General features: G+C 42.8%; 10 protein-coding genes. 8 read left to right on the top strand and 2 right to left on the bottom strand.

The annotated features are described in order from the left end of the window. The first annotated feature begins 232 nt into the window (after window positions 1-232). From R2Q26_RS14685 to R2Q26_RS14665, 5 genes are all read left to right on the top strand, one after another. Window positions 233-805, top strand: a complete 573-nt coding sequence (locus R2Q26_RS14685) for a hypothetical protein (protein WP_411182371.1) — start codon at window positions 233-235, stop codon at window positions 803-805. Window positions 806-909: 104 nt separating this feature from the next. Beyond that, window positions 910-1323, top strand: coding sequence for a copper resistance protein CopC (locus tag R2Q26_RS14680; protein ID WP_090572326.1), 414 nt, complete (start codon window positions 910-912; stop codon window positions 1321-1323). Further along, entirely contained in the window at window positions 1316-3337 is a 2022-nt protein-coding gene (locus tag R2Q26_RS14675) for a CopD family protein (protein ID WP_317536973.1), read from the top strand. The genes R2Q26_RS14680 and R2Q26_RS14675 overlap by 8 nt, the downstream gene beginning before the upstream one ends. Window positions 3338-3399: 62 nt before the next feature. After that, complete coding sequence (locus R2Q26_RS14670) at window positions 3400-3891, top strand: hypothetical protein (RefSeq protein WP_317536972.1); 492 nt, start codon at window positions 3400-3402, stop codon at window positions 3889-3891. A gap of 827 nt (window positions 3892-4718) precedes the next feature. Further along, window positions 4719-6383 (top strand): cation:proton antiporter, encoded by a 1665-nt coding sequence (locus R2Q26_RS14665; protein WP_317536971.1) that lies wholly within the window; start codon window positions 4719-4721, stop codon window positions 6381-6383. Window positions 6384-6658: 275 nt separating this feature from the next. Here R2Q26_RS14665 and R2Q26_RS14660 read toward each other — a convergent pair whose 3' ends face one another. Further along, window positions 6659-7009, bottom strand: a complete 351-nt coding sequence (locus tag R2Q26_RS14660) for a hypothetical protein (RefSeq protein ID WP_317536970.1) — start codon at window positions 7007-7009, stop codon at window positions 6659-6661. A 798-nt stretch (window positions 7010-7807) separates the two neighbouring features. On the opposite strand from R2Q26_RS14660, the gene ftsH reads away from it, so the two are divergent. After that, window positions 7808-9622, top strand: a complete 1815-nt coding sequence (ftsH, locus tag R2Q26_RS14655) for an ATP-dependent zinc metalloprotease FtsH (RefSeq protein ID WP_317536974.1) — start codon at window positions 7808-7810, stop codon at window positions 9620-9622. Window positions 9623-9635: 13 nt separating this feature from the next. On the opposite strand, the gene R2Q26_RS14650 is transcribed toward ftsH, so the two are convergent. Next, window positions 9636-10124, bottom strand: a complete 489-nt coding sequence (locus tag R2Q26_RS14650; protein ID WP_317536969.1) for a DUF3293 domain-containing protein — start codon at window positions 10122-10124, stop codon at window positions 9636-9638. Between the two features lie 29 nt (window positions 10125-10153). On the opposite strand from R2Q26_RS14650, the gene R2Q26_RS14645 reads away from it, so the two are divergent. Both R2Q26_RS14645 and R2Q26_RS14640 read left to right on the top strand, forming a co-directional pair. Continuing rightward, window positions 10154-10867: a c-type cytochrome gene (locus R2Q26_RS14645; protein WP_317536968.1), complete on the top strand. Its 714-nt coding sequence runs from the start codon at window positions 10154-10156 to the stop codon at window positions 10865-10867. Further along, the gene (locus R2Q26_RS14640) at window positions 10864-12153 is read left to right on the top strand and encodes a cytochrome c (RefSeq protein ID WP_317536967.1); all 1290 of its coding nucleotides are present in this window, start codon (window positions 10864-10866) and stop codon (window positions 12151-12153) included. Before R2Q26_RS14645 ends, R2Q26_RS14640 begins: the two co-directional genes overlap by 4 nt. The last annotated feature ends 71 nt before the right edge of the window (window positions 12154-12224 follow it).

Here is a 12224-nt window from a genome sequence, read left to right as displayed (position 1 = left end):
AAATATCAATACCGACTGCGTGTTGAACTGGTTGATTATATGAAGCTACTTCGTGCTTCCATAGCACCAGTGATGGGATTGCTGATATTGGCATGGCTGATCTATAAGCTTAAGCTATTGAAGCGGCTACGTAAATGGCGGGCTGCACATCATTAAAAAGATTAAAGTAGCATTTTGTCAATGAAATAATCATATAATAAAAATTTTATTATTGCCGCTGAGGGAAAGCATAATGTTGGTAAATGTAATGAAATCTATTTATAAATCAATGTTTATGGTTGCGTTGGGGATGGCATATTCAATGCAACTATATGCACATGGTGGGCTGTCACTGGCCGAAGATATGTGTAAGCTTACGGTAGGGCCCTACACCATGCATTTTACTGGTTATCAACCTGAGAGCACGCAAGAGCAGGAATTTTGTGAAGATATTCCTATGATAGGCCGTACCGTTGTTGCGCTGGATTATATCAATGAAGAACTGCGAACAATGACGACTGAAGTGAGAATAATACGAGATACAGGGTCAGAAGAGAATCTTGATGCAGTAACTATATTTCATTTGCCGCCACAAGTATATTCGAATGGATCGGTGACCTTTGAGCATGGCTTTACGGAAGCAGGCAAGTTTGTCGGTTTGGTTACGGTAAGAGGAGAGAAAGAAGAATATGTATCCCGCTTTCCGTTTTCAGTAGGAGCTGGTGGAAAATCGAATCTGCCTTATATCATAGGCGTCATCGTGCTGGCAGCTGTTGGTGCTATCTTCTTCATGCGTAGTAAAAAAAATAAAACAGAAGCTGCTTAGTTTACAGTTAGTAGCAAAATAATATTAGAACCACGCTCAGGTTCAATAATCTAAAGAACATTAATTTATTCGAATTATCATATCTAAAAATAAGGAGTACTCGAATGAAAATAAAATGGGCAATATTAAATCTTAAGCGAGTTTTAGCATTATCTATAGTAGTAACGGTAATGACTCTTATGCATGCAAATCAAGCATTAGCACATGCTGCTCTTGTCAAGGCTGAACCTGCTCGTCGTGCGGTGCTTTCTACAGCACCAACGCAAATCCGTCTCTGGTTTAATGAAGAAATTGAACCTGCGTATGCGTCTCTTTCTGTATTTGATAAAGATAAAAAATCCATTACAGATAATAAAGTGAAGGTTCATCCTGGAGATCCAAAATCTATAATTTTGGAATTGCCAGAAATGCAATCAGGACGATATGCAGTGAAATTTCGGGTGCTCTCTGTAGATGGTCATGTGGTTGATTCTGAATATAATTTTACAGTTTCGGATAAAGAAAAAAAAGATGATTGAGATCATTGCTGCATTTGCTCGTTGGTCACAGCTGGTAGCCAATCTGATTATTTTTGGTAGCTGTATTTTTCTTGCTGTAGCTGGACAACAGAAAGCTGTATTTGAAAGTCCCTGGGCAATCCGGTTGGAACGTGGATTTTTATGGTTAGCTGGTATCATTCTAATTGGATTGCTAGGTATCCTAGCGACAACAACAGGCGAAGCGACTGGTGTTGTATCTAATGCTTGGCGACCAGATGCTTGGTTGGAAGTGGTGCAGCGGACTCGCATGGGACAACTGTGGGCGGCTCGTGCACTATTTGCGTTAGTTTTGCTAGGAGCCATTCTATATATTCGGCATGCTTACAGAGTGAGGTGGCACTATATCCTAGGTGCGGTAGCAGCATCATTGCCGTTGATTGCAGGCTCACTTGTTAGCCATTCGGCTGCAGAGGAAATATCTGCTATATCAATACTTCCTTATGTGCTGCATATTCTTCTGGCAGGTGCCTGGTTTGGCGCCTTACCGGCATTTCTATTGATAATATTCAGTACGAAAGATCCTGACAAACCATTGGATTTGTTGAGCGCTGAAAGCTTGAAGAAGTTTTCGACGATTGCCTTACCGGTAATGGCCGTTTTAATGGTAACTGGTTTTATCGTTGCTGATCGAATGGTAGAGGAAGATTATCATGCGCTGGTTTCTAGTGCGTATGGTTGGCTAATAAACATAAAACTTACACTACTGGCGATCATTCTCGTTATCGCGTATCGAGCACGCTCTAGATGGCTACCATCATTCACGCAAGCAAATTACGTCGAGCAAATCCAAAGGGGTGGGCAGCAACTGAAGAAATGGGTAAGCATTGAATTCATACTTGCCATTATCATGGTGTTAGTTGCGACTATTTTGGCTAACACCATACCTGCAAAGCATGCCATGGTAGAAAACTGGCCTTATCCTTTTAGATTCTCAATTGATGCCACTTGGAATGAGCCAAATACTCCTCTTTTCTTCTGGAGTGGTGTGGTATTGTTAATTATGGCTGCTGGCTCAGTGTGGTTAGGCATTAAGAATAAATGGGAAATTAAAAAAAGGATTGGAATACCAGCTAGCTTAACAATTGCCTCTTTAGCAATAGCCTTGCCTCATTTAGCAGTGGATGCTTATCCGGAGACTTATCAAAGTACACCTGTTCCTTTTGATGCTATTTCCATCTCTAATGGATCGGTATTTTTCTCACAAAATTGTACTTCCTGTCATGGTCCGCAAGGTAAAGGCAATGGGGTACTTGCTAAAACATTTAATCCACCACCCGCTGATCTATTGACTGAGCCCCACACAGCTAGACATACAGCTGGTGATTTTTTCCATTGGCTAACGTATGGCATTGCAGAAACAGGTATGCCAGGTTTTTCTAGTAATTTATCAGAAGAGGATCGCTGGGATGTCGTCAATTATATGCATGGCATGTCACGCGGCTATCAGGGGCGTCTATTAAAACCCATGGTTGTTCCTGAGAAACCATCTATTGCGCCACCTATTTTTTCCTATTTTGCGCATGATGGTTCCAGCGGCTACTTGAAGGATTTCCGTCAGGAAAAAAATGTGATGCTCGTGTTGTTTACATGGCCACAATCACAAGTTCGTTTACAAGAATTGAAAGCATCTTATGACAGGCTGCGTGAACTCAATACAGTTATTTTAGCTGTTCCAATGAATGATCTTGATCAACAGGAAATAATGCAGATTGCAGCGGAAATACCTTTTCCTATAGTAACGGAAGGATCTCGGGAGATCAGAAATAGTTATATTCTGTATCGAAGGACACTTACTCATCCGGATATTCTTGGCGAGGGAGTCATTCCTGAACATTTGGAATTTTTGGTAGATCGCTTTGGCTACTTACGCGCAAGATGGATACCCGATAGGGATAAAAGTGGGTGGGATAATATGGATTTTCTAAAACAACAGCTGGTTCAGCTTAATAGTGAGAAGGAAATTCTTCCACCACCAAGTGATCATGTGCATTAATGTTTAAATCTGTTATAACTTCGAATTATCCTTGTCTTAATTAATACTCCAGGAGAAACTGAATGAGAAGACTAATCGTTACATCCGTTTTGTTGAGTACGATGTTGATGATGCCATATTTTGCATTGGCCCATACAGAAGGGCATTTAGCTACATTAACACCACCTCACGGAGGCCAGCTTCGCGCATCCGGCCCCTTCCATTTAGAGTTGGTAGCTAAGGATGGTGAATTGACTCTGTATATAACTGATCATGGAGATAAGCCAATTGCCACCAGTGGGGGGCAAGGGAAAGCAAATATCCAAGCAGGTCAGGAAGGGAAAAGACAATCCGTTGTATTGGAGCCGGTTTATGCAAATATAATGAAAGCGAAGGGGGATTTTAAAATTACCCCTGAAACTACAGTAGCTGTTTTTATAGCTATTCCAGGTCATGAGACCCAAGGCGCAAATTTCATGCCACTAGCGTCGAATGGAAAGGGGGGAGAGCATCATCATCATGTCCATAGCGATGCTGAAGAAGATAGTGAGCATAAGCATGAACATAAACATTAATAAATTACGAAATAATTCAGTTTATTAAGAATTTTTAGTAAGTAGTAAAACAGCAAGGGATGATTCTTATAGATCTGTTCCTTGTTGTGCTTTTATCTCTGTAATCTCTGTATAAAATACAGTCCATGATAGTGCGTACACATTCTCTTTGCTTTGAAAGAGAAACTAGCGTACTGCGACTACTTTGTGATTTGATAATTACATGTTGCATTAAAAAGTGTTTTTTGAAATCTTCCAGGATTGCTATCAAGCTAAACTAGTGTTTAATTGCATTAATTCATTATAAGCTTTCTGAGGTTTATATCTATAAAAAACAACTGGTTAACTAAGATAATAAAATAACTTATTTTTGCAATTAAACGCTAGTCATAATTGATCGAGTGAGCTAACTCATCAAAACAACAAAATCATTAAGGGAATCTAATAAAATTTGCGAGCTTGTACTTAACCAAGATGAGCATTTTTTATTTCATGCTCGTGGTTTTGTGTTCCCTCATGTGAGATCTTCTCCTAATTCAAGCCAGACTATTACTTAGGGATGTCATTCTAGGCAATGTCAGAATATTGACTCGATTAACGTTATAGAGATAGTACTGGCATTTTTTGAGTTACAAGACGTAACCCCTTTCCGGATTTATTTCCGGAATGAGTGCTTCGGGCAATTAAAGCAGTCACGCCTAGTTAAGCAAAGAAAGTAGGAATTGCATCTGAAATATTTTTGATCACCCGTTTCACTAAGTTTCTATAACTCGTCCATGTCTATATTTTGGAAAATGAGCAGCTTACACTGAGTGTATATCATTTAAGAATGGAAATAAGGTAATCAGATGCACGGACCCTTCGAAGAGCTGGCATTTCTGTTGTTTACCACAAGTATTATTGGAGTGATAGCTGTTCATTTTCGACAGCCAGTGCTCGTTGCCTATATTATGGCAGGCATTATTGCAGGTCCAGCTGGCTTCGAGTTAGTTGGAGCGCACAACCAAATTAATCTTCTGGCTCAAATTGGTATAGCTATTTTGCTTTTTCTAGTTGGACTGAAACTGGATTTGCAGCATGTACGCCATATCGGTCCCATTGCTCTTGCTGTAGGAACAGCACAGCTAGTTATTACTACGCTATTAGGTTTTCTATTGATTATCCTGCTTGGTAAGAACTGGCAGACCGCTGTTTATATAGCGATCGCACTTTCTTTCTCCAGTACAATCATTATTGTCAAGCTGTTAACCGATGACCGAGAGATTGATTCTCTGCATGGACGTATCGCGATCGGCATTTTGATAGTGCAGGATATTGCTGCAATTCTGGCCATGATGAGTGTAAGTGCATTAGGGAATGATACAGAAGCAAGCGATTTGAGTGGATGGATAGATGTTGCTTTGTTTCTTATTTTACGTATCGGCTTAGTTTCGCTGCTTTTATTTGTGACTATCTGGTATGTCATGCCACCATTAATAAGACTCGTAGCTCGGTCGCAAGAAATGTTGCTAATCTTTGCCATTGCCTGGGGGACGGCACTTGCAGCTATGGGTGAATGGGCCGGTTTTTCAAAGGAGGCAGGCGCATTCGTGGCAGGTTTTTCCCTGGCCTCCACTTATTTTCGTGATGCGATTTATGCCCGCCTAACGGGGATTCGCGATTTCCTATTGCTTTTCTTTTTCATTGATTTAGGTGCAAAGCTCGATTTTTCTACATTAAGTGGAGAGCTGTGGCCTGCTGCTGTGTTATCTGTGTTCGTGCTGATTGGTAAGCCGATCATCGTGATGATCATCATGGGATATATGGGATACCGCAAACGAACCAGTTTTCAAACAGGCCTGACGATGGCTCAGATAAGTGAGTTTTCAATCATCTTTATAGCCATGGGTATCATTCTCGGCTATCTGGAACAGGATATGCTCGGCCTAGTTACGTTGGTAGGTATTGTCACGATTACATTCTCCGCTTATATGATTATGAATTCACAGCGTCTATATGAGTTTCTTGCAATTCTCCTGGGTATTTTCGAGCGAACTCGGCCCTATCGGGAGATTTCAATTGAGCGGCAACGTTCAATGGTAGATAACACCAAGATCATCATTTTTGGATTGGGGCGATATGGAGCTAGAGTACTGACACAGCTACATAACCATGGTGTTGGGGTGCTAGGAGTGGATTTCGATCCTGAAGCCATAAGAACATTGAGGCATCGGAATGTGCCTGTACGCTACGGAGATGCGGAAGATCCTGCCTTTCTCAGTACATTGCCATTTGCAAGCGTTGACTGGATTGTTACGACCATTCCAGAATGGAGTGCTAATCGGGCATTACTTCACGCACTCAAAGAAGCAGGATTTAAAGGGCGTATCGTTGGCTTGGCTCGGGATGATGAGCGTGCCTTGGCTTTACAGCAGGCGGGTGTAACGAGGGTAGTCAATATTTTTCAGGAAGCGGCAGATCATGCAGTCGATTATCTTGTGCAGGAAATTGAAGATCAGGAGAAAATATCATGACCACATCTGGATTTGCCTGTTTTAGAGCAATTTACCTGCAGAATTGCTGCTACATCCTGGCGGTAACACTTGATTGAGTAGGCAATAAGGGATTATTAATATCCACTTTAATCGGTCTCATTTCATCCCTCAGCTTTTAGTATTTTATTAATTCAGAGCAGAAATTCATGATTATTCTGATTTAATCAGATATCAACCCAAAAGTAGAAGTAGATAGATCAAAATGATTACCTGCTTACTTTAAAAAGTAATTTCTTAAAATAGGAGGTGTTTATTTAACGTTTTTTTGCCATTTCCCTGTGAGCAGCAGCCATCTCGCTATTTCGCTCTGCTGCTTTTTTATATTTGTTAAATAAGGCCTCATGATGGGACTGGAAAATCTGGCCCTCTCGACCATAGTAATAGCTATGAAGATCATATTCATCAAGCAGCTTTTTTTGCTCGTCCGCTTTTGCACTCATTTCTTTAGCTTCTTTTTCGTAGTATTCAGCCATTTTTTTATGATCTGGGGGAGTGTTTGTTTTCGCTTCGATATTAACTGTGCTAAGCGATTCAGAGGTTACAGGAGCGATGGAAGCCAGAAAAACAAGAATGAGCAGATTTATGAAGAATGTCTTTGTTTGCACGATGAGTCTCCTTAGATAGATAAATAAAAGGAATCTCTCTGTTATTAACAAATATTAACAAACATTCAATATGTTTAAATTATTTTTATCCAAGCAACAGTGAGATACATAGAGCATTCTATCGGTTTTTCAGAATGTGTAAGGCTTTCATAATCCTTGATTTCTTAGTTGAGCTAAATTGAATGTATGAAATCAGTACGGCTGGCGCTGCCGGGAGCATGTGCTGACACCAGGAAATGCCTACAAATTAAGCTTTATGTCTGATAGTGTGACTAATCGTAGCAAAGAATTTTTCAGTTTTTTCGATGACGATATCACAATCATAACCAAAGCCCCGTCAACGTATTTTGACCAAACTCTTCTGCTGTGCAGAATAAGTAGTAATTCAGGCTTTCCTGCGATTTTTAGAATGTTGTGTTTTGTAACTGTAATGAGTCGCTTTCACCTAAATTAGAAAATAGTTTTTCAAAATTGGGTTACTCTGGGGACCGAACTTTATCGTTTATGGCTCTGTGGTAAGCATTTGTAAAAAATAATCATAAGAGCTAGCTTCTAGCCAGAGTAAAACTCCCAGAATGATGCAATACATTGCATCAAATATGAAATCTAATAATAAGCGTTATTCATCATAGTTTATTTTTTTCATTCTGGAGAAGCATGAATAGGATTTATTTTCATAAGATAAGATCATAAAGATATAGCTTGAGCGTGGACTGGCCCGTAGTTTGCCTGATTGATTCTCACGATTTTTAACCGTTTTTCCAATAAAGAAGGAAATATCCTATGGATAAAAATTTAATGGATAAGAAAGTACAATTCAATTTCTGGTACATCGTCATTGCTATCCTTGCGATGATGTTTTTGCGTAATCTTTACGAGCAATATACCCGAATTGAGCCGATCCCTTATAGTCGATTCCATACACTACTGGAAGAAGGTAAAGTTGCCGACGTGGCGATTACAGAAAACCAGATTTACGGCACGCTAAAAGAATCCGGAGCCAATGGAATCAAAAATTTTGTCACGACACGTGTTGAGTCCGACCTTGCTGATATCCTGGATAAGCATAATGTGACTTATACCGGGGTTATCAAGAGTACCTGGTTGCGCGATTTGTTGTCCTGGATTTTGCCGATGGTACTTTTTATCGGAGTCTGGTTGTACATTATTCGGCGCATGAGCGGTGGCGTGAGCGGTGGGTTAATGTCAATTGGTAAGAGTCGCGCCAAAGTTTATGTTGAGAAAGAAACTAAGGTTACCTTTGCCGATGTGGCGGGTGTCGATGAGGCCAAGGAGGAGCTTCTTGAAATCATCAATTTTTTGAAGAGCCCTGCTGACTATAGTCGGCTGGGCGGAAGGGTGCCAAAGGGAGTTTTGCTGGTGGGACCACCCGGAACAGGTAAGACATTGTTGGCGCGTGCGGTAGCTGGTGAAGCGGGGGTGCCATTTTTTTCGATCTCGGGAGCAGAGTTTGTCGAGATGTTTGTCGGTGTAGGCGCAGCCAGGGTGCGTGACCTTTTCGAACAAGCACGGCAAATGGCGCCAGCCATCATTTTCATCGATGAACTTGATTCATTGGGGCGTGCGCGTGGTTCTTATGCATGGGGCGGGCACGATGAAAAGGAGCAAACTCTGAATCAGTTGCTGGCTGAACTCGATGGTTTTGATCCATCAAGCGGGATCGTATTGCTGGCCGCAACTAACCGTCCGGAAATCCTTGATGCCGCATTACTGCGTGCCGGGCGTTTTGACCGGCAGGTGTTAGTGGATCGGCCAGATAAAGCGGGGCGCGAACAAATTCTGGCTGTACATCTAAGAAAAGTGAAACTGAGTAGCGATGTCAAACCAGAACAAATTGCAGCACTCACCTCCGGGTTTACAGGTGCAGATCTGGCGAATTTGATCAATGAGGCCGCTTTGCTGGCTACTCGCCGTAAAGCAGATTCCGTCACGATGGAGGATTTTAATAACGCAATCGAACGGATTGTTGCGGGTCTTGAAAAGCGTAATCGTCTGCTCAATCCTAAAGAACGTAAGATCGTGGCGTTTCATGAGTTGGGACATGCCATGGTGGCGCTGGCATTACCTGGCACAGATGAAGTGCATAAGGTATCGATCATTCCGCGGGGAGTGGGTGCGCTGGGTTATACCATTCAACGGCCGACCGAGGATCGTTTTCTGATGACGCGGGTTGAGCTGGAGAATAAAATGGCCGTGATGCTAGGTGGGCGGGCATCCGAGCAGGTGATATTCAATGAAGTATCCACGGGAGCATCGGATGATCTGGTACGTGCAACTGATATGGCGCGTGCCATGGTACTGCGTTATGGCATGAGTGATGCGCTGGGGCATGTTGCATATGATCGTGAGCGTTCTGCTTTCTTGCAGCAGGGCTTCCCGATACCATTGAGTCGCGATTATAGCGAGGATACGGCCAACAAAATTGATGCGGCTGTGCGTGTCCTCGTGGATCAGGCGCTTGAACGGGCAATAAGTATTCTTCGCAAAAATCGTGCGCTTCTTGAGAGGACAGCTGAAGAATTACTCAAAACTGAGACGCTCAATCAGTCTCAAATCGAAACGTTAAAGCAGGCGATCGCTCGTGAGGCATGATAGCAGTGGAGCTTTAGCGCAGTAAAATTAGCCGGGGAATTGCATCAAGATCAACCCATACAATGGCATTCTGATCAAACTGTCTGCCGAGTGTTTTAGAGGCGACAAAATCAATGCCTAATGCCAGAAAGCTTGATTCCGCTGGCCACTTACCCGCTGGGTCTGAGCTTTTACCGGAAAAAATGTGATTGGAAAGTGTGGATAGCAGCACGAATAATTGATTACTCGCTGTGAGATTTGCTTCCCTATCTTGAGGTTGGCTATGAGGATTGCAGGCAGTGATATAGAGGACGCATTGTGTGCCATACTCTTTCATGAGTTTTGATAATAATTTGCTATGCTGACCAATGAGCAATGTCAGTGTGCCTGAGTCAATCCTTGCCTGGTAATGAGCTGTGACATAGTTTTGGATAAGTTTGGCCGGAATTGCGGATTGCTTTAAACTTTCGTCCAGAATAATTGTGCCATGTTGATACAAATCTTTCAGAAAAGTGAATGGCATAGACACTGATCATCTATAAAAATAACGACATGAAACATTCTATTTTAATTATCTTATTGTTTTTTACTAGTCTGGCAGATGCTGTAGAGGTGCTATCGGTTAATGTTCCCGATACGCTTGCTGAACGTGTCAAGGCTTGTACTATTTGCCACGGCGTAGAGGACAGGCATAACAGAGATGCGTATTACCCACGTATTGCGGGAAAATTGGAGGGGTATCTCTTTAACCAGCTACGTCACTTCAGGGACGGTCGACGTTATTACCAGCCGATGGTTATTTTGCTCGAAAATATGTCAGATGAATACTTGCTAGAGATGGCTCAGTATTTTGCAGCATTGGATTTGCCCTATCCTCCTCCAGAGCCTATCACCCTGCAACCCCTGGAAGAAAATCTAGCGGAGAAGCTTGTTTACTCAGGTGACCTCAAACGGAATATACCAGCATGTAGTGCCTGTCATGGAAAGAATTTGATGGGAACAGTCCCTTTTGTGCCAGGTTTGTTGGGGTTGCATAGCGCTTACTTGACAGCACAATTGGGAGGGTGGCATAGCGGAGGGTTGATTCGAGGAAAAATAGCGAATTGCATGGCAGATATCGCCAAACAATTGACCTATGAAGAAATCAATGCTGTTGCAAAATGGTTAGCTGCCCAACCTGCTTCAGGAAAGCCAGCTAATCAACTTTCACCTGAAATGGCCCAGCGTTGTGCCAGCATTGTTTCGGAAAATGGAGAAGTTCGATGACACAAACCATGATTATTATTGCTCGGGAATGGAAAAATGATTTTTTGTTTCTTGGCTATATGCTGACTTTGCTGTTGGCAGCTAACACCGGCGTGGTCAATGCTTCTCCTGAAAATGCCGCCCTGTCTGAACAACGACGAGCGCAGGGTGAGTATCTTGCGCGTGTCGGAAATTGTCTGGGATGCCATACTGCCAAAGGAGGCCAGCCATTTGCAGGAGGGTATCGATTGTCTACGTCATTTGGAACTTTTATCACCCCCAATATCACGCCCGATAAAGAAACGGGTATCGGCCTCTGGAGCGAAGAGGATTTCTGGAAAGCGATGCATGAGGGTAAATCGCGCGATGGTAAACTCCTCTATCCTGCATTTCCTTATACCGAATACACGAAGGTGACACGTGAGGATGCTAACTTGATTTTTGCTTACCTTCAGTCGGTGCCCGCTGTTTCACAATCCAATCCACCTCACGAAATCCGCTTCCCTTATAACTCTAGACCGCTTTTGTATCTCTGGCGTACCCTCTTTTTCAAACAGGGAATATATGAACCAGATCAAAGCAAGAGTGACGAATGGAATCGAGGCGCTTATTTGGTGCAAGGATTGGGCCATTGTAATGCCTGTCACACTGCCAGAAATGTGCTGGGTGCAAGTCAAGAAGATTCCATGGGAGGAGGGCAAATCATGGGGTCGAGCTGGCATGCGCCATCGCTGACTTCCCGGCAGGAAGCGGGAGGCATGGATTTGGCTATTGAAGAGATTATTGAATTACTTTCATCCGGCGTATCCCAGCGTGCTGTGACATCGGGGCCAATGGGAACGGTTGTCAGACAAAGTCTGCAGTATTTATCACAGGATGACCTACGTGCTATGGCAATTTATCTGAAATCATTACCTGAGAATAATGCTCTGTCTGAAGTGAGTTATCCGGAAATGCCAGAAAATGTCCGGAAATACTTGGCACAGGGTGAAAAGCTGTATGAGAAATACTGCCAAAACTGCCATGGCATATCAGGTCGGGGGGCACCAGGTATTTACCCTGCACTGGCGGGTAATCGTAGCGTTACTATGACGATTCCCACTAACGTTATTCGCAGTGTGCTGAATGGCGGTTATCCACCTACTACTGCAGCAAACCCCAGACCTTACGGTATGCCTCCATTTCAGCAAATTATTCGTGACGAAGAGGTCGCGCAGGTAGTATCCTTCATCCGAAATGCCTGGGGAAATCGTGGCAGTCTGGTATCAGCGATTAATGTGGGTCAGAGTAGAGGGAGTAATCACTAAGAAGCTGTTTGGAAACTCCTGCTCTAGGTTAATCGCCTCGACATAATACGGGTCATAGCGATGTAAATCCA

Origin of the sequence: Nitrosomonas sp. Is37 (assembly GCF_033063275.1) — a bacterium.
Taxonomy (GTDB): domain Bacteria; phylum Pseudomonadota; class Gammaproteobacteria; order Burkholderiales; family Nitrosomonadaceae; genus Nitrosomonas.
This window is presented reverse-complemented; position numbering and strand designations above follow the sequence as displayed.

What these genes read in the sequence shown, in the direction of transcription:
- R2Q26_RS14685 (WP_411182371.1), top strand. Translation starts at nt 233, where the DNA reads ATGTTGGTAAATGTAATGAAATCTATTTATAAATCAATGTTTATGGTT.
- R2Q26_RS14680 (WP_090572326.1), top strand. Translation starts at nt 910, where the DNA reads ATGAAAATAAAATGGGCAATATTAAATCTTAAGCGAGTTTTAGCATTA.
- R2Q26_RS14675 (WP_317536973.1), top strand. Translation starts at nt 1,316, where the DNA reads ATGATTGAGATCATTGCTGCATTTGCTCGTTGGTCACAGCTGGTAGCC.
- R2Q26_RS14670 (WP_317536972.1), top strand. Translation starts at nt 3,400, where the DNA reads ATGAGAAGACTAATCGTTACATCCGTTTTGTTGAGTACGATGTTGATG.
- R2Q26_RS14665 (WP_317536971.1), top strand. Translation starts at nt 4,719, where the DNA reads ATGCACGGACCCTTCGAAGAGCTGGCATTTCTGTTGTTTACCACAAGT.
- ftsH (WP_317536974.1), top strand. Translation starts at nt 7,808, where the DNA reads ATGGATAAGAAAGTACAATTCAATTTCTGGTACATCGTCATTGCTATC.
- R2Q26_RS14650 (WP_317536969.1), bottom strand. Translation starts at nt 10,124, where the DNA reads ATGCCATTCACTTTTCTGAAAGATTTGTATCAACATGGCACAATTATT.
- R2Q26_RS14645 (WP_317536968.1), top strand. Translation starts at nt 10,154, where the DNA reads ATGAAACATTCTATTTTAATTATCTTATTGTTTTTTACTAGTCTGGCA.
- R2Q26_RS14640 (WP_317536967.1), top strand. Translation starts at nt 10,864, where the DNA reads ATGACACAAACCATGATTATTATTGCTCGGGAATGGAAAAATGATTTT.